This window comes from Candidatus Neomicrothrix sp. (assembly GCF_035329545.1).
In the GTDB taxonomy this organism is placed as follows: domain Bacteria; phylum Actinomycetota; class Acidimicrobiia; order Acidimicrobiales; family Microtrichaceae; genus Microthrix; species Microthrix subdominans.
Map to the genome: position 1 here is coordinate 19756 of NZ_DAOLGP010000015.1, position 23877 is coordinate 43632.

The 23877-nt window shown below is 67.8% G+C and carries 26 protein-coding genes; 15 read left to right on the plus strand and 11 right to left on the minus strand.

Translation table 11 applies throughout. The annotated features are described in order from the left end of the window. The first annotated feature begins 1 nt into the window (after position 1). Positions 2 to 1237 (plus strand): NADH:flavin oxidoreductase, encoded by a 1236-nt coding sequence (locus PKD89_RS10115; protein ID WP_287374612.1) that lies wholly within the window; start codon positions 2 to 4, stop codon positions 1235 to 1237. Positions 1238 to 1311: 74 nt separating this feature from the next. On the opposite strand, the gene PKD89_RS10120 is transcribed toward PKD89_RS10115, so the two are convergent. The 5 genes from PKD89_RS10120 to PKD89_RS10140 all read right to left on the minus strand — a co-directional run bounded on the left by PKD89_RS10120 (position 1312) and on the right by PKD89_RS10140 (position 4003). Continuing rightward, entirely contained in the window at positions 1312 to 1755 is a 444-nt protein-coding gene (locus PKD89_RS10120; RefSeq protein WP_287374614.1) for a PRC-barrel domain-containing protein, read from the minus strand. Further along, positions 1752 to 2357 (minus strand): PRC-barrel domain-containing protein, encoded by a 606-nt coding sequence (locus PKD89_RS10125; RefSeq protein ID WP_287393801.1) that lies wholly within the window; start codon positions 2355 to 2357, stop codon positions 1752 to 1754. Before PKD89_RS10125 ends, PKD89_RS10120 begins: the two co-directional genes overlap by 4 nt. Continuing rightward, the gene (locus tag PKD89_RS10130; RefSeq protein ID WP_287374618.1) at positions 2354 to 2488 is read right to left on the minus strand and encodes a hypothetical protein; all 135 of its coding nucleotides are present in this window, start codon (positions 2486 to 2488) and stop codon (positions 2354 to 2356) included. Before PKD89_RS10130 ends, PKD89_RS10125 begins: the two co-directional genes overlap by 4 nt. Positions 2489 to 2502: 14 nt before the next feature. After that, positions 2503 to 2952 (minus strand): hypothetical protein, encoded by a 450-nt coding sequence (locus PKD89_RS10135; RefSeq protein ID WP_289010072.1) that lies wholly within the window; start codon positions 2950 to 2952, stop codon positions 2503 to 2505. 256 nt (positions 2953 to 3208) lie between these two features. After that, positions 3209 to 4003: a protein-L-isoaspartate(D-aspartate) O-methyltransferase gene (locus PKD89_RS10140; RefSeq protein WP_289010073.1), complete on the minus strand. Its 795-nt coding sequence runs from the start codon at positions 4001 to 4003 to the stop codon at positions 3209 to 3211. 40 nt (positions 4004 to 4043) lie between these two features. Between PKD89_RS10140 and PKD89_RS10145 the strand changes: the two genes are divergently transcribed. From PKD89_RS10145 to PKD89_RS10170, 6 genes are all read left to right on the plus strand, one after another. Then, a complete protein-coding gene (locus PKD89_RS10145; RefSeq protein WP_287374627.1) occupies positions 4044 to 4460 on the plus strand; it encodes a YidH family protein in 417 nt (138 codons plus the stop codon). After that, a complete protein-coding gene (locus PKD89_RS10150) occupies positions 4457 to 4810 on the plus strand; it encodes a DUF202 domain-containing protein (protein ID WP_289010074.1) in 354 nt (117 codons plus the stop codon). The genes PKD89_RS10145 and PKD89_RS10150 overlap by 4 nt, the downstream gene beginning before the upstream one ends. Before the next feature lie 76 nt (positions 4811 to 4886). Continuing rightward, positions 4887 to 5189: a GlsB/YeaQ/YmgE family stress response membrane protein gene (locus PKD89_RS10155; RefSeq protein WP_289010075.1), complete on the plus strand. Its 303-nt coding sequence runs from the start codon at positions 4887 to 4889 to the stop codon at positions 5187 to 5189. Positions 5190 to 5243: 54 nt separating this feature from the next. Beyond that, positions 5244 to 7190, plus strand: a complete 1947-nt coding sequence (locus tag PKD89_RS10160; protein WP_289010076.1) for an alkyl/aryl-sulfatase — start codon at positions 5244 to 5246, stop codon at positions 7188 to 7190. Positions 7191 to 7462: 272 nt separating this feature from the next. Next, complete coding sequence (locus tag PKD89_RS10165; RefSeq protein ID WP_289010077.1) at positions 7463 to 8350, plus strand: hypothetical protein; 888 nt, start codon at positions 7463 to 7465, stop codon at positions 8348 to 8350. Next, positions 8347 to 8718 (plus strand): GntR family transcriptional regulator, encoded by a 372-nt coding sequence (locus PKD89_RS10170; protein ID WP_320415443.1) that lies wholly within the window; start codon positions 8347 to 8349, stop codon positions 8716 to 8718. The genes PKD89_RS10165 and PKD89_RS10170 overlap by 4 nt, the downstream gene beginning before the upstream one ends. A 365-nt stretch (positions 8719 to 9083) precedes the next feature. On the opposite strand, the gene PKD89_RS10175 is transcribed toward PKD89_RS10170, so the two are convergent. Next, the gene (locus PKD89_RS10175; protein WP_289010078.1) at positions 9084 to 9764 is read right to left on the minus strand and encodes an alpha/beta hydrolase; all 681 of its coding nucleotides are present in this window, start codon (positions 9762 to 9764) and stop codon (positions 9084 to 9086) included. 99 nt (positions 9765 to 9863) lie between these two features. On the opposite strand from PKD89_RS10175, the gene PKD89_RS10180 reads away from it, so the two are divergent. From PKD89_RS10180 to PKD89_RS10200, 5 genes are all read left to right on the plus strand, one after another. After that, positions 9864 to 11621: an MFS transporter gene (locus PKD89_RS10180; protein ID WP_289010079.1), complete on the plus strand. Its 1758-nt coding sequence runs from the start codon at positions 9864 to 9866 to the stop codon at positions 11619 to 11621. Positions 11622 to 11777: 156 nt separating this feature from the next. Further along, positions 11778 to 13460, plus strand: coding sequence for an ABC-F family ATP-binding cassette domain-containing protein (locus PKD89_RS10185; RefSeq protein WP_289010080.1), 1683 nt, complete (start codon positions 11778 to 11780; stop codon positions 13458 to 13460). Positions 13461 to 13676: 216 nt separating this feature from the next. After that, entirely contained in the window at positions 13677 to 14294 is a 618-nt protein-coding gene (locus PKD89_RS10190) for a hypothetical protein (protein WP_289010081.1), read from the plus strand. 415 nt (positions 14295 to 14709) lie between these two features. Beyond that, a complete protein-coding gene (locus PKD89_RS10195) occupies positions 14710 to 15219 on the plus strand; it encodes a hypothetical protein (protein ID WP_324332423.1) in 510 nt (169 codons plus the stop codon). A 152-nt stretch (positions 15220 to 15371) separates the two neighbouring features. Then, complete coding sequence (locus tag PKD89_RS10200; protein WP_289010083.1) at positions 15372 to 16040, plus strand: hypothetical protein; 669 nt, start codon at positions 15372 to 15374, stop codon at positions 16038 to 16040. 103 nt (positions 16041 to 16143) lie between these two features. Here the strand turns inward: PKD89_RS10200 and PKD89_RS10205 are convergent, their stop codons facing one another. Further along, positions 16144 to 17319 carry an alpha/beta hydrolase family protein gene (locus PKD89_RS10205; protein ID WP_324332424.1) on the minus strand — a complete coding sequence of 392 codons (1176 nt, stop codon included), beginning with the start codon at positions 17317 to 17319 and terminating at the stop codon, positions 16144 to 16146. Positions 17320 to 17476: 157 nt separating this feature from the next. Here PKD89_RS10205 and PKD89_RS10210 point away from each other — a divergent pair, with 157 nt between their 5' ends. Continuing rightward, positions 17477 to 18562, plus strand: coding sequence for an ABC transporter permease (locus PKD89_RS10210; RefSeq protein WP_289010085.1), 1086 nt, complete (start codon positions 17477 to 17479; stop codon positions 18560 to 18562). Between the two features lie 31 nt (positions 18563 to 18593). Then, complete coding sequence (locus PKD89_RS10215) at positions 18594 to 19280, plus strand: ABC transporter ATP-binding protein (protein WP_287374674.1); 687 nt, start codon at positions 18594 to 18596, stop codon at positions 19278 to 19280. 21 nt (positions 19281 to 19301) lie between these two features. On the opposite strand, the gene PKD89_RS10220 is transcribed toward PKD89_RS10215, so the two are convergent. From PKD89_RS10220 to PKD89_RS10230, 3 genes are all read right to left on the minus strand, one after another. Next, entirely contained in the window at positions 19302 to 19667 is a 366-nt protein-coding gene (locus tag PKD89_RS10220) for a DsrE family protein (protein ID WP_289010086.1), read from the minus strand. A 75-nt stretch (positions 19668 to 19742) separates the two neighbouring features. Then, a complete protein-coding gene (locus PKD89_RS10225) occupies positions 19743 to 20660 on the minus strand; it encodes a formate/nitrite transporter family protein (protein ID WP_289010087.1) in 918 nt (305 codons plus the stop codon). 52 nt (positions 20661 to 20712) lie between these two features. Beyond that, complete coding sequence (locus PKD89_RS10230) at positions 20713 to 21585, minus strand: LLM class F420-dependent oxidoreductase (RefSeq protein WP_289010088.1); 873 nt, start codon at positions 21583 to 21585, stop codon at positions 20713 to 20715. Between the two features lie 89 nt (positions 21586 to 21674). Here PKD89_RS10230 and PKD89_RS10235 point away from each other — a divergent pair, with 89 nt between their 5' ends. Beyond that, complete coding sequence (locus tag PKD89_RS10235; protein WP_289010089.1) at positions 21675 to 22940, plus strand: glycosyltransferase; 1266 nt, start codon at positions 21675 to 21677, stop codon at positions 22938 to 22940. Positions 22941 to 22991: 51 nt separating this feature from the next. Here PKD89_RS10235 and PKD89_RS10240 read toward each other — a convergent pair whose 3' ends face one another. Then, the gene (locus PKD89_RS10240; RefSeq protein WP_289010090.1) at positions 22992 to 23855 is read right to left on the minus strand and encodes a ribonuclease Z; all 864 of its coding nucleotides are present in this window, start codon (positions 23853 to 23855) and stop codon (positions 22992 to 22994) included. Between the last annotated feature and the right edge of the window lie 22 nt (positions 23856 to 23877).

Below are 23877 nucleotides of genomic sequence, written 5' to 3' on the forward strand. Positions count from 1 at the left end.
GATGACATCACCCTCGACCGCACCCTCGACCACCGGCACTGCGCCCGATCCGACGCCGAGCCCGTTCGATCCCTACCAGCTCGGGCCGATCCGCCTGCGCAACCGCATCATCAAGGCGGCCACCTTCGAGGGGGTCATGCCCCGTGGGGCCGTGACCGACGAGCTGATCGAGTTCCATCGTCAGGTGGCCGCCGGCGGCGCCGCCATGTCGACGGTGGCGTACTGCTCGGTCTCGATGGGCGGCCGGGTGCATCGCAACACGTTGGTGATGCGCCCCGAGGTCACCGCCGACCTCGAGCGGCTCACCAACGCTGTGCACGAAGAGGGGGCCGCCGTCTCCGCTCAGCTCGGTCACGCCGGCATGGTGGCCAACGTTCACTCCAACCGCGCCCACAGCCTGGCCCCCTCCACCCGCTGGAGCAACCCGGCAATGAGCATCGTCAAGGGCGCAACCGTGGCCCAGCTGGACGAGGTGACAGCGCAGTTCGCTGCCGCCGCCACCGTCGCCGAGAACGCCGGCTTCGACGCCGTCGAGATCCACCTCGGCCACAATTACCTGCCGTCGTCCTTCCTCAGCCCCAACCTCAACAAGCGCACCGACCGGTACGGCGGCAGCCTGGAGAACCGGCTGCGCTTCATCCGCCAGATCATCGATGCCGTGCGCGGTGCTGTCGACGACCGCGTGGCGGTGATCGCCAAGTTCAACATGGCCGACGGCGTCGAAAGGGGCCTGTGGCTGGAGGAGTCCCTGCAGTTCGCATCGATGCTCGAGGAGGACGGTCAGCTCGACGCACTCGTTCTCACCGGCGGCAGCTCGCTGCTCAACGGCATGTACTTCTTCCGGGGTGACGTGCCGATGGAGGAGTTCATCGCCACCCAGTCCAAGGTGGTCGGCCTGGGTCTGCGGGTGCTCGGCAGCAGGATCTTTCCCGAGCTGCCCTTCGAGGAAGCCTTCTTCCTGCCGTTCGCCCGGCAGTTCCGTGAGGCCCTGTCGATGCCGCTGGTGCTGCTCGGTGGCATCAACCGGCGCGACACGATCGAGAACGCGCTCGACGAGGGGTTCGAGATGACGGCGATGGCCCGGGCGCTGCTGCGCCAGCCCGACCTGCCCAACCTGATGCGGGACGAGCCCAAACATCACAACGGCCTGTGCGTTCACTGCAACAAGTGTCTGCCGACGATCTACTCGGGTACCCGCTGCGTGCTCGTCAACCCGGGCGCGACCGCCAGCGTGTGAGCGACAAGGTGTGAGCGGCTGGATGCTTGTCGCCGTGTCGGCGGCAAGCTTCCTGGCCACGGTCGGCCGTCGGACTACTCCTCGGCGTCGACCACAAGCGCGTAGGAGCCCAGGGAGCACAGGCGCGCAGCATCCACCTCGCCGGTGGTTGTCCGCACGGTCATCAGCTGGCCGGTGTCGCTGTCGAAGCTCACATCCTCGACGGTGCCCAGCTCGAAACCGGCCGTGTCCAGCACCCGGCTGCCCCGGATCGCCAGCTTGCCCTTGACCGCAAGCACCTCGCGTTCCTCATCCACCCGCTCGACGGCATCCTCGGAGTCGACGATCACCGCGTCGCCACCGAAGCGAAGCCGACCCCACTCGACGATGTCGGCGTTCTTTCCTCGACCGGAGATGTGCACCGCTTCGACCCGGTTAGCACCCGGGTCGATGATGAAGCCACGGATCTTGCCGATGTTGTCGGCCGAGTCTCCGGCAACCACCGTGCGCTTGTCCGCCGCGTTGAAGGTATCGATCACTGAGGGCCTCCCTCGTCGGTGGGACGTTCGGTGACGGGCGATGCGTTCATCATCCGCTCTCGATACTCCGTCACCGCCGCCCCGAAGCCGGCCAGGTCGTTGCGTATGAACTCGGTCGATTCCACCGGGACCAACAGGTTGTCGCCCGACAGCGCCATCTGGTCGCTGATCGGCACGAAGGCGGTGCCGTCCAAGTCGGGTGCGCTCACCTCGTAGCCCACCGCCTCCGGCCGGCGCCCGGTGCTCAACACCACACCGACGACCTCGCCCAGGGCATTGCCGTCGGAGGACACCACCCGGTTGCCGACGACCGGCTTGGCCGCCTTGAGATGGCGAAGCGACTCCTCGTCGGCTGCCGCCTCGTCGATCGCCGTCGTGTCATCGATCATCAGCGCATCGGCACCGATGCCGGTGACCGACTCGGCGGTGAGCACCTCCTTGAGGCGTCCCGCAAACATTCCTCGCTTGTTCAGCGTGAACCCGAGCAGCCGGTGTTCGCTGCCGTCGTAGATGACGTCTCGAACTTCGGCGAGGTCCTCGCCGGTGGCGATCGACACCACCGGGAGTCCGATCAGATCGCCCGCCCTCAGCAGGTGCGTCATCGCCGTTCCCCCTTGCTTGCGGAGGCGGCCAACACCGAACCCCGTCGGCGCGAACGGAGGATCATCAGCACCGCAATGATCAAAATGATGGCGACCACCACGGCGACGATGACCCAGGCCCATGCGTTCATAGTTGCGTCCGTTCTCAGAGATCGATGATCGTCAGTTTGCCGTATCGGTACATGTGGTGAGCGCCCTGCTCCTTCATCGCTGCGATGACCCGAGACCGGTTGTTCTCGCCAACCGAGACCGTGACCAGACCATGGCCCGCCTTCAGTTCCTCCTGAATCCGTTCGACGTACCGACCTTCCTCGCCGAGGCTCTGGATGGCGCGCTTGATGCCCCGCAGCACGCCACCGCCACCACCAACACCAACGCCACCGTCAGCGCCGTCAAAGCCGGGAGACAACTGTTCCAGTCCCTTTTGTCCTTGATAGACGTGAACCAGTTCGGGGTCGACGTCGAGGTCGGCCAGTTTGGACATCAGCTCGGGAACGTCGACGTCGGGGTTATCGATAATCCCGAACACCCGATCGTCGTGTTCACCCAGCACAGCGGCCGGATCAAGTGGTGAGGTCTTCTTGTGTTCGCTCATGTCATTCCTTCATGCCTCGCTGGTCGGCTTCGGCCGCCATCGGTTCCTGCCCAATGCCCGCCATCAGGACAGGTTAAACGCCGGCGCTGCCGCGCCCATCGCTGTGAGGACGCTCGGATGTGTTCGTTCTACAGATCGACAATGGAGAATGCGGCCCTCGTCACCGATGCGTTGCACGGTTCGAGCGATGCGGGTGAGGAACCCCCTCGTCCGCTTCGGCCCCGGAGGAACGTGTCCCGGCACATCCCGGCGCCGATCAGCGCTGACCACCCTGGTCGGGCCACCCCTGATCACCGATCAACGGCACGAAGCGCACCGCCCCCAGGTCTGCCTCCACCAACTCATCGCCGTGTCGGGTGACCTGCACCAGCCGCTGGTCGCCAGGCTCCCGCTCGACCGGCATCACCAGCCGGCCGCCGTCGGCCAGCTGCTCGAGGAGGGCGTCGGGCACGCTCGGTCCGGCCGCCGTGACGATGATGACGTCGTAGGGCGCCCCGTCGGCGTACCCGAGTGACCCGTCGTCGGTCACCACCGTGACGTTGTCGTAGCCGAGCGAAGCCAGTAGGTCCGCAGCGCTCTTCGCCAGCAGGCCATGGCGCTCGACGCTCACCACGTCGGCGGCCACCCGGCTGAGCACCGCGGCCCCGTACCCCGAGCCGGTGCCGATCTCCAGGGCACGATCGGACGGGGCCACCTGGGCGCTCTCGGTCATCGCCGCCACGATGAAGGGCTGAGAGATCGTCTGGCCCTCGGCGATCGGCAGCGGACCGTCGTCGTAGGACCGGCGGCGCAGGTTCCTCGGCACGAAGCGCTCCCGGGGCACCTCACCCATCGCTTTGAGCACGCGCTGGTCGACGAGCCCTCGATCCACCAGTTGGCGCTGCACCATCGCGTTGCGCCGAGCCGCCATCGCATCCGGGGGCTCCGCGCCATCTCGGGGCGCTGCGCCATCTCGGCGCGCCGTGTCCCCTCCAAGGTCACGGTCATCGCGGCTGGGCGCAGCGTCGTCGGCGTCGCCGCCGCCGCCGCCATCGAACTCGGAGGTCCCCATAAACACCAACCTACGACGTGGCCGGGTAGCGTCGGGCGCAATGACGACCCCAGCACCATCCCGGCCTCGCCGGCGGGTCGGACCCACCCGCCAGGCGATCACCAACAGCTTCGGAACCGACCCCAGGCTGGTGGGATCCGAACCCGACTACAGGTTCACGCTGGCCAACGAGCGCACGTACCTCGCCTGGATCCGCACGGCCCTCGCACTGGCGGCCGGCGGGCTGGGAACGATCACGGTGATCGATACATTCTACGGCCAGGAGTTATTGGGCCTCATGTTGCTCGGCCTCAGCTTCATCACCGCCGCCACCTCGTATCGGCGCTGGTCGGCCAACGAACGATCGATTCGCCTCGAGCGGCCGCTGCCCCCATCGATCCTCCCCCAGGTGATGACGATCGGCACGGCGCTGGTGGCGATCGCTGCCAGCGTGCTCGTCATCGTGGGCAAGCTGTGAGCCAGAAACCGCGGCTCGCCCCCGAACTGGACAAGCCGGGGCTTCAGCCCGAGCGGAACGCCCTGGCCTGGGAGCGCACCGCCATCTCGATGCTGCTGCTCGGCGTTGTGCTGGCACGAGCCGGATCGAAGGGCGGGCACTGGGCGATCGCTCTGGCCGGGCTGGTTCAGACCGTGATCGGTTCGGCGGTGCTCGTCTGGGCCGGGTTCCATTACCGCCACCTGCACGGCCCGATCGAACACGGCGGGGACCGAGTGGTCCACCCGGGTGCGGCCCGAGCGGTCGGGTGGACCACGGTTGCGTTCACCGCCGTCAGCGTGGCGGTTGCGGTCGATCTGATCCTGAGCTGAACGACTGCCCTGGTTCGGCGGTGCGACGGAGTTCCCCGATCGCAGCGAAGAAGGGATCACCCGGTAACGTCGTGTCGTGCTCATCATTGGAATCATCATTACCGGCATGGTCGTCGGCGCAGCTGCGCAGTTCATCCTCGGTCGCGAGGGCGGCCAGGTCGACTGGACGATGGCATTCGTCGCCGGCATCGCCGGATCGTTTATCGGCGGGCTCCTGATCAACCTGATTCGCGGCAAGGGAATCACGTTTCAGATCAGCGGGCTGATCGGTTCGCTCGTTGGCGCCCTGATCGTCACTGCCATCTGGCAGGCCATCAACGCCAGGAAGGCGGCCGACACCAAGTCGGTCGCTCCGGGGCGCACCAAAACCCGCCGCTAAGCGAGCGCCCGGGCCGCTACCCTCCCCTCGGGGTACCACCAAGGGGGACATCACGTGAGCGATCTCGATCCGCGCCCGGCCACCGGGTTCACCGAGGCGGCCAACTCCGCCGCCGTCGTCAACTTCGACGACGAGGTCGACTTCGCAGCGGCTCGGCGTGGCCTGGTCGTCCAGCTGCCGGGCGGCCGGGTCGAGCAGGACGGCAATGCGGTGTGGGACGTGGCCAGCCACGACTTTCTGCGCACCGACGAGGCGCCGCCCCCGTCGGTGCACCCCGGCCTGTGGCGCCAGGGCCGCCTCAACTCCAACCACGGCCTGTTCGAGGTGGCCGACGGCGTGTGGCAGGCCCGCGGCTACGACATCTCCAACATCACCTTCATGGCGGCCGACTCCGGCTGGCTGATAATCGACCCGCTCACCACCGAGGCGACCGCCGCCGCCTGCCTGGCCCTCGCCAACGACACCCTGGGCGAGCGACCGGTGACCGCTGTGATCTACACCCACAGCCACGTCGACCACTTCGGCGGCGTGCTCGGCGTGACCTCCGAGCAGGCGGTCACGGCCGGCGACGTGCGCATCATCGCCCCGGACGGGTTCCTCGAGGAGGCGGTGAAGGAGAACGGCCACGCCGGGCCGATCATGTCCCGCCGGGCGCTGTACCAGTTCGGTCCGCTACTGGCCCCGGGCCCCCGGGGCCAGGTGGACGCCGGGTTGGGTCAGGCGCTCCCCCTCGGGGCCTCCAACCTGCTGGCCCCCACCGAGACGATCGCCGCCACCGGCGAGGAGCTCAACGTCGACGGCATCCGCATCGTGTTCCAGAACACCCCCGATGCCGAGGCGCCGGCGGAAATGAACTTCTTCTTCCCCGACAAGTCGCTCTTGTGCCTGGCCGAGAATTGCACCCACAACCTGCACAACCTGTATCCGATCCGCGGCGCCCAAACCCGAGACGCGCTCGCCTGGAGCAAATACCTCCAGGAGGCGCTGGTGATGTGGGGCGACCACACCGACATCTGTTTCGCCAGCCACCACTGGCCCCGCTTCGGGCGGGAGGACGCCAAGGCGTTCATCGCCATGCAACGCGACGTCTACCGCTGGATGCACGACCAGACGCTGCGCTTGGCCAACCACGGCCACACCCCCGACGAGATCGCCGACGAACTCAGCCTGCCCGAGTGCTTCTCCCACCAGAGCCACGTGCAGGGCTACTACGGCACGGTCAGCCACAACGTCCGCTCGGTGTACAACCGCTACCTGGGTTGGTACGACGGCAACCCGGCCAACCTGCACCCGCTGCCCCCGGTCGAGGCCGCTGGTCGCTACGTCGAGGCGATGGGCGGTGCCGCCAATGTGATCGCGGGTGCCCGGCTGGCCTATGACCAAGGCGACTATCGCTGGGTGGCCCAGGTGCTCAACCACGTGATCTTCGACGATCCCACCAACACCGAGGCGCGCCGGCTGTCCGCCGATGCGATGGAGCAGCTGGGCTACCAGTCCGAGTCGGCCACCTGGCGCAACGCCTACCTGATGGGTGCGTTCGAGCTGCGCCACGGCTCGCTCCAGCTGGGCCGGGCCCGCCAGCCGGCGATGGCCAGGGCCATGACCGGCGAGCTGCTGATCGACGCGATGGGCGTGCGCTTCAACCCGGCCAGGTTCCGGGACCGGGCCACCATCCTGTGGCGGCTGACCGACCTGGACGAGGCCCAGCTGGTGGAGGTCAGCAACCACGCCATCTCGCAGCGGCGTCTCCCCCTCGATGCCGAGCCCGGCGACGACGGCGCCCCAACCGACGGCCAGACTGCGACCGACGACATCCCGACGGTGGACGTGGTCGTCAGCCTCGACCGGGCGACGATGGTGACGATCACCGATGAGGCCGAGCGCTTCGGCCCGCTGGTCGACGACGGCACGATCACGGTCGAGTCCGGCGACACCGCCGTCGCCGCCGAGTTCCTTTCGGCCCTCGACGTCTTCCAGACCGCCAACATCATCGAGCCCTAAAACACCCTCACTACCACCCCCCCCCACCCCCCACCCCCGAAGTCGGGAGCCCAAAGCGCGGTCTGACGGTCACCTGCACTCCCGAGTTGCCGGCAGCACCCCCACCCCGCCCGAACCGGGGAGCCCAAAGCGCGCCCAGACGGTCACCCGCACTCCCCAGTTGCCGGGGACGCATGCTGGCGCTGGTCCGGCCGACCGATATGTCGTCTTGTTTGTATCGCCACATTTGATACATTGAGCGAACAACCCTAAGGGACCAGCGAAGGAGCACGATGGACACCGACGTTGCCTCCCTGTTCTGGTTCGCAGTTCCCGGCATCCTGGTGCCCGGAGTCCTGCTCGTCCTGGCGTTTCGAAGCCCGACCTGGAAGCAGATGACCCGCTGGGCCACGCAGGCGCAGGTCACGATCACCACGCACAACGACGACATGATCCGGGACCGACTCGGTCGAGCGCGTCGCTACCGGTCCCTGGTCAGCCTCCCCTTCTGGTGGTTCTTCGCCCTTCCCGCGATCATGACGAAGCCCCTTCCCAGTTGGATTGACGGCGCCGCCTGGATTCCGCTCACGGGGTACGTGCTCGGCTCCATGTTGGCCGCCGTCTCAAGGCCGGAACAGCCAGGCAACGTCCGTGCCGCCGAGCTATCACCCCGTTTACCGTCCCGATACGCCCAACCCCGAGCCCGGCTGGCTCCGTGGCTCGCGCTGTCCACTGCCATCATCCTCTTCGGGCTGGCCAAAGCGTTTCCGCCCAAGTATGCGTTGTCGGTGCGGGCGCAGGTCCCCCAACTGTTGGCAGCGGTGGTGGTCGCCGCGCTGGCCGAGGTGGCGCTCCGGGTGATCGGTCGCCAACCCCAAATGACCGGCAGCGCCACCAGGAGGGCGGCCGACGACGCGCTGCGGTCCACCGGCGCCACGGCAGCCGTCGCCTCGGCCATCATGATGTCGCTCATCACGCTCGGTTCGGCGATTCGAGTCTCATTGGGTTCAGGGCAACGGGCCTGGGTGGGGTTGCCGGCGATGGTGATCGTCGGAGGACTCACCTACATCGTCTTCGCCGCGATCATCACTCAACAACCGTGGGCACCGACGTGGCGACGGCCGCTACAGCTCACACCGAAAACCCACCCGGATCCGACCACGAAATCGGTCGGCGCATGATCATCACCGTCGATGCGGCAGCGGAGATTCCGCCCTATGCCCAGGTGCGCAGCCAGTTACTCGACGCGATAGCCACCGGTGCGCTGCAACCCGGCACCCGGCTGCCGACGATCCGTCAGCTGGCAGGCGACCTGGGGCTGGCAAATAACACCGTTGCCCGGGCCTACCGAGAGCTACTGGCCGACGGCGTGCTCGAGTCCCGGGGTCGGCGAGGCACGTTCGTGCGCGACCAAGCGACCGACGTGGTGCCCGACGCCCGAACGCAGCGCCTCGAAGAACTGGTTCGCACCTACGTCGACGGCGCCCGCTCCATCGGCGTGCCTAGCGACGAGATCGTCGGCGCGCTCGACCGAGCGCTGGGCTCGTAACGGGGACCGTCCGAGTTCACCAACACCCCCGAACCGGGGAGCCCACAGCGCGGTCTGACGGTCACCTGCACTCCTGAGTTGCCGGCAGCACCCCCACCCCGCCCGAACCGGGGAGCCCAAAACGCGCCCAGACGGTCACCTGCACTCCCGAGTTGCCGGCAGCACCCCCACCCTGCCCGAACCGGGGAGCCCAAAACGCGCTCTGACGGTCACCTGCACTCCCGAGTTGCCGGCAGCACCCCCACCCTGCCCGAACCGGGGAGCCCAAAGCGCGGTCTGACGGTCACCTGCACTCCCGAGTTGGCAGTGCTTCCGGAGTTGGCAGCGCACCCGAGGTGGCGAGCGTCACCGAACGGTGGAGGGGGTCAGTTGGCGAACTCGTTCAGCCGGTCGAGGATGGCCTTCATGGTGGGCTCGGCCTGGTCGGTATCGAAGATGTTCTGGGCGTGAGCAGACCCGGGCAGAATGATCGCCTCGTTGTCGTCGCCCTCGGCGGTGTCTGCCATCTGGGTGGACACGTCGGCCACCGGCTCGTCCTCGCTGGCGATGAACAACTTCGGGGAGGCGCCCAGCCCGTCGACCACCGAGTTGGGCGACAACAAGATGATCTGATCGGGCAGGTCGGGCTGCTGAGAAACGAGTTCCATCGTTCCACCGGCCCCGGCGCTCGCTCCGATCAGCGCCACGTCGGCGATGTTGCGCTCCTCGTTGAGGTAGGTGACCGCAGCCTCGATGCCCTCGGGGCTGATGTCCTCGACCGCAACAACGGTGGCGTCCTGGTCGGCGATCGCCGTGGCCTGGTCCTCCCAGCTTGCAGCGTCGAACGCCGCACCGTGGGCCAGCACCACCCCGTAGCTGCCGTCGCCCCAGAGGACTGCCTCGCCGGCGCCCGTGTCGATCCGCTCGCCGCTGGTTGCGGCCGCACCGCCGTTGGCGCTGTCACCGGAGCCGCCACCAGAAGCGTCGTCGCCCGAGTCGCCGCAGGCCGCGCCGACGAGCGCAACGAGAACAAACAGACCGAGGAATCTGAACCGGGAGCGTGACATCGGACCAACGTACGGGCCGGTCAGCGCCGGGTTTGGTCGGGCGCCACAGCCGAATTGGGCCAATCGACCCGCTGCGACGGCGAGTGCCAGGATCAGGCCGTGACCGCCATCGCCACCACCAGCCCGACGGGCACGAACGCCGCACTGCGAAACGCCGCCCCGCTTCTGATCGGCGTGGCCCTGCTGATGGTGGGCAACGGGCTCAGCTCAACCCTCCTCGGCACCCGGGCCGGACTGATCGGCTTCTCCCCGACCGTCATCGGCATCGTGCTGTCCGGCTACTACGTCGGCTTCGTGGTTGGCTCGATGGCCACCCCCGGCGCCATCGAGCGGGTGGGGCACGTCCGAGTGTTCGCCGGCCTGGCGTCGCTGGGTTCGGGGGCACTGCTGATTCACCTGGTCACCCCGGACGCCGTCACGTGGTTTGCGCTCCGTGCCGTCTCGGGGTTGTGCATCGCCGGCCTGTATGTCGTGTCCGAGACCTGGCTGAACGGCGCAGCGACCAACGAGTCGCGTGGCACGTTGCTCGCCACCTACATGGCGGTGGTTGGCGCCGGGGTGTTTTCCGGGCAGATGCTCTACGCAGCGTCCGATCCCGCCGGGGTGGGCGCGTTCGTGATGGCATCGGTGCTGGTGTCGTTGGCCGTGGTTCCCGTGTCGTTGGCCAGCTTCAAAGCCCCCGAGGCGCCGGAGCCGAGCCGCATGCCTTGGGGCCACCTCATCGAGGTAGCCCCGCTTGCCCCGGTTGGCGCGATCGCCTCGGGATTTGTTGTCGCGGCCATGCTGAGCGGCGGGGTGGTGTACGCCGCCGAAGCGGGGCTGGACCGCCAGGCCACCGGTGCGTTCATCGGAGCCGCGCTCCTGGGTGGCGTGGCCCTTCAGGTGCCGTTGGGCCGATGGTCGGACCGGGTCGACCGCCGCCTGGTGATCGCCGTCGCGACGGCGGGTGGGGCCGCTGCGAGCCTGGCTGTGGCCGTAGTGGGGCCGACCCACCGGTTGATCATCATCGCCCTCACCACCGTGGCCGGCGGCGCCACCTTCTCGCTGTACTCCCTGACGCTGGCCCACGCGAACGACTACTTGGACGATCACCTCACCGTTGCCGCCGGCGCCCGCATGGTGCTGTTGCAGGGCGTCGGAGCGATTGCCGGGCCGGTTGTCGGTGCGGCGTTGGTGGGCCGGGTGGGCCCGGGAGCACTGTTCGTCTCGATGGCCGTCGCCTACAGCACCGCCGGACTCTTCGCCGTCGCGCGGATGTTCATCCGTGCTGCGGCGCCGGAAGAGGACCGCGCCGACTTCTCCCCCGTCGCCGTCGGCGGGGCCACCGTGACCGGGTTCGAGGCCAACCTCGACGACCTGTACCCGGCGACCGGCGGGACGATCGAGCACAACGACGGCGCAGTGGGTTACCAGGAGCGCGGCCCGTTCGATCGCGACGCGGTCGTCCTGTTGGGCACGCCCCCGGGCCGAGACGTCGAATGGCGCAACGTGTTGGCGGCGCTTGCATTCGACGGCTTCCGGGCGATCACCGCTTGGACCGCAGATGACTTCACGCGTGCGCTGACGACCGGGGACGTGTTTGCGCTGCTGCGGCACTTGGAGCTGCCGTGGGCGTCGTACGTCGGCGCCGGACGGAGCGCCCTGCTGGTAGCCAGGCTGGCCGTCCAACACCCGGACCGCACGAACGGCGTCCTCACCATTGTCGAGTCCGGTGAGGCCCCGCCGGAAGCGACCGGCGGCCCGTCGGTCGACGACCACGTCGCCATATTGGCGGTCGATGATGCGCTGTGGGACAACCCCGAGGCACTGGCCGACCGCATCGCCGAGTCGTTCCGCTACCGGTCGGCCACCCGCTGAGAGCGACCGCTGCCTCCGGCGGCGGGCCGACAAATTCGCTCGCCCGACCCAGCGTGGTGGGGTAGGTTCGCCCACGTGAAGTGAGCAGCGCAACGACCCATGCCCGGTTCCTCCGGGCCGATGCCCCTCCCGGTACCACTCGTCGAAAGCCGCTTCATGCCTGTTCATCCCCCAATTCGCCATGTCACCCTCACGGCGCGGAACCTGTCGGTCGAACGTGGCGGCATCGCCGTGCTCGACGCGATCGATCTGAGCGTCTCGACCGGCGACCGCCTCGGCATCGTCGGACCCAACGGTGTGGGCAAATCGACGCTGCTCGCCGCACTGTCGGGCTCCTTGCGCCCCGATTCCGGCTCCGTGACGCTGACTCCGCCCAACGCCAGCATCGCGCTGCTCGCCCAGGAACGGGAGCGACGAACGGGCGAAACCGTGCGGGCGATGCTGGCCCGGCGTTCGGGCACCGCCGAAGCCGAGGCGAGGTTTCAGGCGGCCACCGCCCTCCTCGCCGAAGGGAGGCCCGGCGCGGACGACGCCTACCAGGCGGCCTACGACCGTTGGATGGAGGTGGGCGCCGCAGACTTTCCGACCCGCTGCGAAGAGACCTGGGCCAGGCTCGGCCAAAGCGCAGCGCTCCTCGATCAGGCGACTTCGACGTTGTCGGGTGGCCAAGCCGGTCGGGCAGCGCTGGCGTCGATCCTGCTCACGCGCGCCGACGTTGTCCTGCTCGACGAACCGACCAACGACCTCGACTTCGATGGTTTGGACTTTCTTGAGGCCTACGTCGAAGGCAGCGACAGCGCCATCGTGATCGTCAGCCACGATCGCTCATTTCTGGAGCGGACGATCACCGGCGTGCTCGAACTGGACGAGCATGCCCACACCGGCTCGTATTTCGCCGGCGGGTGGGCCGGTTACCTCGCCGAACGCGCCGTCGGGCGGCGCCATGCGGAGCAGGCGTTTTCCACCTACGACGCCACCCGTGCCGACCTGGTGCAGCGTGCCCAACGCACACGCGACTGGGCCACCGACGGCGCCCGTCGCGCCGGGCGCAACCCCCGCGACGGCGACAAGTTCATCAAGGCCCACAACCTGGCCCAGAGCGAGAAGTTGGCTGGGAAGGCGGCCCGGCTGGACCGGGCCCTTGAGCGTCTCGATGTCGTCGACAAGCCGTGGGAGGGCTGGGACCTGCGGATGAACCTGACGTCGACCGCTCGCAGCGGCGACATGGTGGCCATGCTGAGCCACGCCACGATCCGTCGCGGCGACTTCGTGCTTGGACCGGTTGACCTCGAAGTCTCCTGGGCCGAACGGGTGGCGATCGTGGGGCCCAACGGATCGGGCAAGACCACCCTGTTGAACGCGCTTCTCGGGCGGCTTCCGCTCGAATCCGGCGAGTCCCGGCTGGGGCGCTCGGTCGTGGTCGGCGAGCTGAACCAGGCGCGCGATCAGTTCGGCGGCGACGACGACGACGAGGGGGAGACCAACAGCAGTAGCCCCGCCACGCTGCTCGACGGCTTCATCAATGCCTCGGGCCTGGCGATCTCCGAGGCTCGGTCGTTGCTGGCCAAGTTTGACCTCGGTGCGGGCGACGTCGAGCGACGCTCCGTCGAGCTATCGCCGGGTGAACGAACCAGGGCGGCGCTGGCGCTGTTGATGGCCCGACAGGTGAACTGCCTGGTGCTCGATGAGCCGACCAACCACTTGGACCTGCCCGCCATCGAACAGTTCGAGTCGGCGCTGGAGTCGTGGGATGGGACGCTGCTGCTGATCACGCACGACCGCCGGTTTCTGGAGGCGATCGAGATCACCCGCACCGTCGACCTCGCCGACCTGTCGTGACCCGGGCCGCCCCGAGTGCCGTCGTGTCTCATTTGACAGACCTGAAAGTGATTCCTAATGTCAGTCGCGCTGTGCGACGACCAAAAAGGTTGTTGTTCAACGATCACAGCGATCGTTGCGCAAGCGGGGCTTGCGCACCAGCACAACAAGGGGGAATACATGAACAAGCAAAGGCCTACTTCGACGCGAACCGGTATGGCGGTGACCGTTCTTGCGTTGCTCACACTGATTGCCGCAGCGTGTGCGCCGGCACCTACAGCGGCGACCGCCTTCTCCTCGGATGCGTTAGGTAGCATCCGTATCAACGTGACGGTGCCGGGCGACCCGGACGCCGATCCACCGACCCAGGATCAGACGCTCCCCGTCGACATCCCGCTCACCGGCGTGGCATCGGGCACCTGGGACACGGGAGACACCGGCCAGTTCGATGTGGACCTGGCGCTCGACAGCGGCTCGTTCCCGCTTGACGTCCCGGGCATCGGCATCCTGACGATCACCTACAGCATCAACGACGTCGCAACCGGGTCGGGGAGCTTTGATCCACAAACGGGCATCGGCGGCTTTGACACCAGCATCGTCTTCACCGTCGACTCGGTCGACCTTCTGGGCCCGATCCCTCCACCGTGCGACCTGGCATTCGGCATGTCGCTCAACGGAATGATCGACCCCGGCACCGGGATGCTCGGCGTGGGCCAGGACGGCTTTGCTGTCACGCCCCCTGCCGAGACGGACTGCGGTGGACTGGGTGGCATCTTCGGTGACCTGCTCGGCGGACCGGACAACTCGGTCACCCTCAGCTTCCAGGTTGGTCCGGTCTTGGAACCAGGGAGCTGACCCGAGGTCGTTCCATCCGTTGTCGAATGGAACCAGGAAAACCACTGTCATGAAGCGGCCCGGTCGATTCGTCGGCCGGGCCGCTTCGTCATGGGGGCGACACCTGTGCGAGTTCGGCCGTGTGCTTCGGCGGTCCGATCGGGCCGTTGACATTCTTGAGGTCTCTTCCTACTGTCAGAGACGCTGCCCAGCGATCTCGATTGCTGCTTGACGATCGGGGGGGGTTCGTTGAGCAAGCGGGGGCTTCCGTGACAGCCAAACAGGGGGAAATGGCATGAGCAAGCGAAGGCTGGCTTCGACGCGAAGCGGGATGGCAGTGGCCGTGCTGGCGGTGCTCACACTCGTCGCCACAGCGTGTGCACCGGCACCGCCGGCGACGTTCGACTCCGCCGTCACCATGAACATCCACATCGATGTGACGGTGCCCGGCAACCCGAACGCCAATCCCCCGACCGCCGATCAGCCGCTCCACTTCGACATCCCGTTGACCGGCCAAGCGATGGGCAGCTGGAACACGGGGGACACCGGCCAGTTCGATGTGAACCTGGCGATGGACGATGGCGCGTTCCCGATCTACGCTCCGCTCCCCCCAACCTTGTGGTTCCATTACCGCATCGCCGCCGCCGCAACCGGGACGGGAACCTTCGATCCGCAAACGGGCACCGGCGGCTTTGATACCAGCATCGTCTTCACCGTCACCGATCTCACCGCGTTGAGCGGCGTGATCCGACCGCCATGCGACCTGACCTACGACATGTCGCTCGACGGCCAGATCGATCCGAATACCGGCATGCTGAACGCAAGCCAGAACGGCTTCGACGTCACGCCCCCGGGTCCGTCGGACTGCGGCGAACTCCAGAGGCTCGTCGCCCTACTGTTCGGCGCACCGGACAACTCGGTCACCGTCAGCTTCCTCGTCGGCTAATCCTCACCCTGGCCGATCGGGTCGTTTGACACCCAGTACCTCCATTCCTATGGTCGCCCGTGCTGTCCAACGATCACTCTGATCGTCGGACAACGGTCAGAGCGATCGTTGTGCGAGCGGGATGTGCTCGCCGGCCCATCAGGGGAGACCACATGAAACAACGAAGGCTTACGTCCACGCGAACCGGCTTGGCGGTGACCGTACTGGCACTGTTGACGCTCATTGCCGCAGCGTGTGCACCGGCGCCGGCACCGGGGTTCGACTCCGCCGTTTCCGGGAATATCCACATCGACGTAACTGTGCCGGGCGATCCGGACGCCGAGCCGCCGACCGCAGATGAGATCATTCCCGTCGACATCCCTGTCACCGGCCAGGCAACCGGCGCTTGGGACCAAGCGGACACAGGCTTTTTCGACGTGGAACTTGCGCTCGACGGCGGTTCGTTCCCGCTGGAGGTCCCGGGCCTCGGAACCCTGACGGTCACCTACAGCATCAACAACGTTGCCACCGGGTACGGTCAGTTCCAACCGCAAACGGGCATTGGCGGCTTTGACACGAGCATCGTCTTCACCGTCGACGAGGTCGACGCTCTGGGCCCGATCTCTCAACCGTGTGACCTGGAATTCGGCATGTCGCTCGGCGGACAGATCGACCCCGACACCGGAATGCTCGACGTGGGCCGGGACGGCTTTGGTGTCAACCCCCCTGCCGAGACGGACTGCGGTGGACTGGGTGGCATCTTCGGTGACCTGCTCGGCGGACCGGACAACTCGGTCAACCTGAGCTTCCTGGTCGGTACGGTCTCAGAACCAGCCAGCTGACCCAAGGCCGTTCCGTCCGTTGCCGAACGGAACGAGCAATCCAAGACCATGAAGCGGCCCGGTCGATTCGTCGGCCGGGCCGCTCTGTCGTTGTGGATCCCCTCTACCCGAGGTCGGCGGTCAGGGTGATGGTGGCGTCGGTGAAGTTCTTGGTGACCGCCGGGTCGAGGCCGACCGGCTCGGGATCGATGCCCAGGCTGTAGCGCAGGAAGGCCACGCTGAAGTGGTCGATCGCCTCGAACGCCTTGGCGGGGTCGAGCTGATCGTCCTCGCAGCCGTCGGAGGCCAGGGCCAGCAGGTTTGCGGGCAGGTCCAAGCCGATCTCGCCGACCAGCCCGACCAGCCCTCCCTGCTCCTTGCCGATCAGGCAGATGTCGGAGAACACCAGGTGCCCCGCACCTTCGATCTTGACGAAGTATTTGGGCGGCCGCATTCCGTCGTACACCTCTTCACTGGCGCTAAAGGGGATGATGTTGTCCTTGGTGCCGGCCATCACCATGCCCGGCACGTCGGGCACGGGCGGCGGTGCCTCACCGTCGACCGTGCGTTCGCCGATCGAGTAGGCGATGAACGCCTTGATGCGAGGGTCGGCGCTCGCCTCCCGGTAGGCGGCGCCGGCACCCGCCGAGTGGCCGGCCACGGTCACCATGTCCTCGTCGAGCAGGCCGGTGAGGGGCGAGTCCTTCAGCACCAGCGCTGCGTCGAGCGACGCCGTCAGCACCTCGGGATCCTCTCGCGGTGTCACGCCTTGCGCTGCGGTGCCGAGCTGTCCGCTGAGGCTGCGCTCGACGTGATCGGGCGCAACGACGACGAAGCCCCACGACGCCAGGTGGGTCACCAGGTCGGCGGACTGCTCGGGAAAGCCTGCGAAGCCGTGGCTGAACAGGACGACCGGGTAGGGGCCGTCTGCGCCGGCATCGGCGTCGGGATGGGCGGCGATCTCGTACAGCGGGCGCTTGTCCTTGGGGATCTGGGCCTGCAGCCCGGGGTTGAGCAGCCCGGCCAGGTCGAACGACTCCAGCGGAAGGTCGGCGGCGCTGTCGTCTGCCGGGTACCAGGCCTGCACTCGGCGGCCGTCGTCCAGCTTGAATGCGATGGTACCCACCTCGTTCGGACCACGCTCGGCGTAGGCCGCGTCGGCGCCAACGTCCGCTGCGCTGGTCGTCGAAGCCCCTTCCCCGGAGTTCGCGCTGTCTGGCGCCGCCTCGTCCGAGTCGGAACACCCGGCGACAACCATCAGCAGAGCGACGAACGGAACGAACCACTTGGTTGGGCGCATTGCCGCAGGGTAACCAGCGAACGCCGCACGGTGCTCGAACGGCGCGTGGCTACCCGGGCGATCGAGATCGTTAGGGTCTCCTCGTCGCGTTGCCGTCGGCCAGAGCCAGATCGACCTCCGGCTCCCCACTCATTCCCCCACCTGCCGAGGAGGCCCGGTGTTCCTCGCCCTACGAGACCTGAAGTTTGCCCGGGGCCGCTTCGCCTTGGTCGGCCTGGTGATCGGGTTGGTCGCTTTGATGGCCACGCTGCTGTCCGGCCTGGCCAACGGGCTGGTCGACGACGGCATCTCCGGGTTGCGAGCGCTGCCCCTGACGCACCTGGCCTTCCAGCCCGGTGCGGACAGCACGTTCAGTCGCTCGACCCTGACCGATGTAAACGTCGAGCCGTACGAGAAGCTCGACGGCGTGGAGGCATCGGCGCTGGGCGTGTCGTTCTTCAACGCCAAGCGCGCCAACGGCTCGACGATCGACATGGCACTGTTTGGCATCCCGGAGGACAGCTTTCTTGCACCCCGGGGTGAAGCCCGACAGGCGCTTGCGGGACGACCCGGTCTGGTGCTCAGCGACGAGTTTCAAACCGACGGCATCAAGGTGGGCGACCTGCTGACCGTCGTCGGCATCGACGAGGAACTGCCGGTGCTCGGGTTCACCTACTCCGGGTCGTACGGGCACGTGCCGATCGCCTTTACGTCGCTCGAGACCTGGCAGGACCTGCTGTACGGCGACAACGCCAAAGGTCGCTTCTCCGCCATCGCCCTGAAGGCCGACGACGGGACCGACGTTGCCGCCGCCGAGCAGGCATCGGACACCGAGGCGGAGACCAAGGACGCCGCCTACGCCGGCTCGCCCGGCTACACCGGTGAAACGTCCACGATGAGCCTGATCCAGAACTTCCTGTTGGTGATCTCGGCCCTGATCGTTGGGGCGTTCTTCACGGTCTGGACCGTGCAGCGTGCCTCCCAGATCGCGCTGCTCAGGGCACTGGGTGCCTCAAGGTCCTACGTGCTGCGCGACGCCCTCGGGCAGATGGCGATCGTCCTGGTGTCCACCGCGGTGCTCGGGTCGCTCCTGGCGGTCGCCATCGGCTCGCTCGTCAGCACCAACGCCCCGTTCCGGCTGGCAGCCGGCCCCATCCTTTCCACGATCGGCCTGCTCATCCTCTTCGGCATGATCGGCTGTCTGATCGCCGTCAGACGGATCACCTCGGTCGACCCGATCATGGCGTTGCGGAGCCAGCCGTGAATCGCGCCCGCCACCACCAAGGACGGATGGCATGAACCTGCACCTCGATTCGGTCACCGTGACCGTGCCCGACGGGCGCGACACCCGGACGATCTGCGACGAGATATCACTGAGCGTCGAACCCGGCGAGGTTGTGGCGCTCACCGGCGCCTCCGGTTCGGGTAAGTCCACCCTGCTCGCCGTCGCCGCCCTGCTGTTGCGTCCCGACTCCGGAAAGGTGACCGTGGCGGGCGTCGAGGCCACCGACCTGTCCGACGCCGAACGCACCCGGCTGCGCCGTGATCACATCGGCATCGTCTACCAGGCGGCCAGCCTGTTTCCGTCGCTCACCGCTCGCGAACAGGTGCGCCTGGTCGCCCACATCTCCGGCAACCTCAACGACACGACCAAAAAACGCGCCGACGAACTGTTGGAACGGGTCGGGTTGACCGACCGGGCCGACGCCCGACCCGCCGAGCTGTCCGGCGGCGAACGCCAACGTGTCGGCATCGCCCGTGCGCTGATGGGCTCCCCGTCGGTGCTGCTCGCCGACGAACCCACCGCCGCGCTCGACGCCGAACGCGGCGTCGCCATCATGGACCTGCTGACCGAGAACGCGACGTCGATGGGCATCGCCACCGTCGTCGTCACCCACGCGCCGGATCAGCTCGAGGAGGACCGGACGTTCAGCATCGGCGGCGGTCGCCTCGCCGAGGTCCGACCGAAGCCAAGCCGCTGAGCGAGCAGTGCACCAACCAGGTCAGTAGCTGAACGTTGTGGCGCCCTCGTCGCCGATCCACTCCCACATAGGCACCGTGCCGCCGATGGTGGCGCCGCCGATCAGCGCACCCTCGTCAAGCTGGCGGGCGGCGAAGCAGGCCGGACAGACCAGCACCTTGCCGGACGCGGCGACGTAGCGGTCGAGCAACCCTTCGATCGAGGGGAAACCGTCGCAGTCCGAACCCGCCGCGCCGCCCTCGAGCGCCAACAGCACCGCTTCCTTGGTGAGAAACATCAGGGAGGGGCGACCCGCTTCCGCGGCGGCGACCGCCACCAACAGCGCGATGGCCACCGTCTCGGGGTCGTCCAGACCGGTGTTCAGGTTGACCACTGCCTTGTTGCTCATCGCAAACTCCTCACCACGCTGGCCGTTGTTGACCAGACCGGGTGCGACAGTACCCGGTGTGACACAAACCGCGCGTCACCCCTGGCGGATCTCATGGGCACGATCCGCATGGTGCTGTTCGGAGCGAATGGTGTCGGGACCAACCTGCACCAGCCTCAGCACGGTGACCAGCCCGACGCCGCCCACGATGTTGCCGAGCACCGCCCACGCGACCGCGCCAAGCGCGTCGATCCACCCGAAGGGTGCGTGGCCGGTAAACAGGGCACCCATCATCTCGAGCGACCCGACCACCGAATGGTTCAGCGGGGGCGCAGCCAGCAGGAACGCCGTCACCACGGCGATCGCCAGCTGGGCGAGCATGTCTCGGTTGGCCCGCTGGATCCAGGTCATCAACGTGATGACGACGCCTCCCAGGATGCCGCCGGCAAAGCTCACCCATCCGATACCCATCTCCGGATAGTGGCGCCCAACCTCGATGGCGGTTGCGTCGAGTCCCTGGATCGAGGTCATCACCAGGCCGACCAGCAGCGCCCCGCCCAGCCAGTTGCTCACCAGCGTGGTAGCCCACAGCCGCAGGAGCGCCAGTCCATCGCGCCGTTCGGTCAGCACCACCGTCACCGGCATCATGAAGTTTTCGGTGAACAGTTCGCTGCGGGCCAACGTGAGGATGATGAAGCCGCTGGCGAATGCCAGCGAGGCCAACATCTGGCTGCCGGTGGCCTCCTTGACCACCAGCAACGCCAGCACGCCGATACCGACATCCATGCCACCCACCACGCCGGTGGCCGACATGTTGGGCAGGCTGCGATGCAGCCGCTCCTCCCCGGAGATCAACGACCGGTGGAAGGCGCGCGACAGTTGGATGTCGGCGCTCTCCTCGACGGCGTCGTCCTGGCGGGCCTGCTCGGCCCGGCCGTCCAACCGCTCCCGTTCCTCAGGGGTCAGTTCCGACGAGGCACGATCGTCGGACGGGGGGTCGGTCGACGATTCCATCGGCACTGGATTCCCACTTCGGGCAGGTGGCAAACAAGGCCACCGCGGTGGGCTACGGGGCCTCGGCGATCACCTCGGCGCCGTAGCGCTCCAAGGACTCCACGGTGTCCTGCCAGAACAGGAAGGACGGCAAGACCACGCGGCCGACCCCCATCTCGGCGAGCGCCTTCACCTCGTCGAGCGCACGCGAGCCGACCGCCCCGTTACCCCCGCTTGTCAACACAAGCTGGTCGGGGTCGTTGCCGGCCTCGGTGGCCGCCGCTCGGGCCACGTCGAAGAGGCGGGCGAGCTCGGCGTGGTCGCCCTTGCCCGGGAAGAACCCGTCGCCCAGACGACCGGCCCGACGCGCCGCCGCATCGGAATGACCGCCGACGTGGACCGGGATGGCGCCGCGCGCCGGCTGGGGCCGCATCACGCAGTCGTCGAAGCTGGCGAACTCGCCGTGGTGCGTGGCCCGGTCGTCCGCCCACAACGCCCGCATGGCAGCGATGTAGTCGTCGGTGCGTCGGCCGCGATCGTCGAAGGGCACGCCGAGCGCGTCGAACTCCTCCTCGAGCCAGCCGACGCCGATGCCAAACTCCATGCGCCCGCCGGACATGGCATCGAGCGTGGCCAGCTGCTTGGCGAGCACCAGCGGGTTGCGCTGGGGCACGATCAAAATGCCGGTGGCCAGCTTGATGCGGGAGGTGACCGCCGCCAGGTACGACAGCCAGATCAGCGGGTCGGGGATGGGTGCGTCGTCGTTGCCGGGCATCCGACCCGATGGGTCGTAGGGGTAGGTCGACTCGTACCCCGCCGGAACGACGACGTGCTCGACGGTCCACAGCGACTCGAACCCCACCTCCTCGGCCTTGATGGCGAAGGCGGCCGCCGCCTCCGGGTCGACAAATGGTCCGGTATTGGCGAAGACGATCCCAAAGTCCATGCGGGCAAGCTAGCGGCGCGTCCCGCCGCACGCTGCCGGAGGTCCCACCGCAACCCCCGCCATGTGGCATCGACGGGTACGGTCCAACCATGTCGAAGCTCGTGGTTCTGTCGATGGCGTACCGGGGCGACGTCTACCCGTACGTGCCAGTGGCGACCGAGCTCTGCCGACGCGGCCACCAGGTCACGTTCGTGGTGCCACGAGAGTTCCACCAGGAGCTGGCCGCCGAGCCGTTCACGTGCGTCCACAGCGGATCGGATCTTGGGCCCAACGCCCTCAACACCGAGGGCGAGTGGATCGCAAAATGGGGCATGCGCCTCGGCGGCACCCGGTTGCTTCAGCTCTACTTCGGCAAGTACACGGTTCCACATCTCGAGGCGCAGTACCGGGCCGTCTACGACGCTCTCGATGGCGCCGACGTCTTGTTCGGGCACCCAGCGGCGTGCATCGTCGGGGCGATGGCCGCCGAGCAACGAGGACTGCCGTGGATCGGCGGCGACCTCTTCCCGATGCTGGTGCCGACCGAGACCCAGAATCCGCTGCCGCCGGTGTCGACCCTGGGCCCCAGGTTGAACCGCCTGAGCTGGCGGATCGCACGAAGCCCCCGACCCAACTCGCTGACGTTCTCTCGGGACTTCGCCGACTTTCGGCGCGGCAAGGGGCTGGACGACACGCTGCGGAGCCCGCTGGATCTGCGCATCTCTCCCCACCTCAACCTGGGCATGGCCTCGCACCACTATGTGGCGCCGGCCCCCGACTGGCCATCGAACTACTCGCTGACCGGGTTTACCCACTGGGACAACGACCACGCCGGGTTGCCCGAGGGTCTCGACGAGTTTTTGGCGGCCGACGATCCGCCGCTGCTGATCACGTTGGGCACGTTGGCGGCGTCGAGCCATCCGGAGCGATTCGAGGCCGCGGTCAGGGCTGCGGACGCGCTCGGCGGGCGGACCGTGTCCCTCTGCTCCCTCAACAGCACGGTCGACGAGCTGAGTCGACGGTTCGATCCGTCACAGCACGGCGTCTGGCGTTTTGCGCCGCTGGCACAGGTGCTTCCCCGGGTCCGCGGGGTGGTGCATTCGGGGTCGCACGGCACGAACTCGATGACGCTGGCGGCCGGCCAACCGTCGGTGGTCATCCCGTCGATCTTCGATCAGGTTTGGCACGCCAAGCGGCAGGTGGAGTTGGGCACCGGGGTCCACGCCAAGGGCACGGGTGATCTTGGCTCGGCGATCGCCAGACTCGACGGCGATGAGTCGTTGGCGATCGAGGCACAGCGGCTCGGTGTGCTGCTCGAAGGCGAGGACGGGGTGGCGACCGCAGCCGACCGGATCGAGGCGTTCCTCGGCGGGTGACCTTGACCCACTGCGGCTCGGGTCCGGGGACCGGCGTTCGAGGGCCAAGCGTCATTCCGGTGCCGGCACCTCGACCCGATGCAGATCGTCGCCCAGCTCGATCGTGCCGTCGAAGTGCTCGGCGGCCCGGGCCCGCCAGTCCTCGCCGCCGCCGGAGGGAAACGCCGGCATGTAGTGGGTGAGCACGAGGGTGTCCATGGCCGCCCGCTGCGCGGTCTGGGCGGCCTCCTCGGGCGACGAGTGGTAGTCGAGGACGTCGAGCAGGCGAGGAATGGGGATCTCGGCGATCACATCCTTGCGGATCGCGGTGTGCACCAGCGCCTGGGCGCCCTGGCAGAGCCCGTCGAGGCCGGCGCAAGGCACGGTGTCGCCCGCCGTCACCACGGCGGCACCCTCGTGATCGAAGCGGAAGCCGATGCTCGGGTCGGCCGGGCGGTGGTCGGTTGGGGCGCAGCTGACGCGCACCGGGCCGGGCAGCGGCACCGGGCCGTTGGTCACCTCGGTGACCGAGACCATCGGCCGCTCGGGCAGGTCGTCGTGGTGGGCCATGCGATAGCAGATGTCCGACCCGAGCGACGCCAGAATGGCCTCAACCACCGCCGCGATGCCCGGAGGGCCCACGATGTTGAGGGGGGTCGGCTCGAAGGTGCCGATCCACACGGCGGTGATCAGGTCGCCCAGGTCGGTGATGTGGTCGGAATGCAGGTGGGTCACCAGCACCGCTGTCAGGTTGGCCGCCTGGACGCCGGCGGCGGTGAGGCGCATCAGCACGCCCCGACCCGCATCGACCAGAAAGCTCTGGCCGCCGCCCTCGATCAGCGTGGCCGGGCCCGCCCGGTCGGCATCTGGCAGCGGGGTGCCGGTTCCAAGCAGGGTGATCGTCAACGCCGTGGTGGCAGTGATCGGATCGGTCATCGCTGCTCCTCGATCGGCCGGT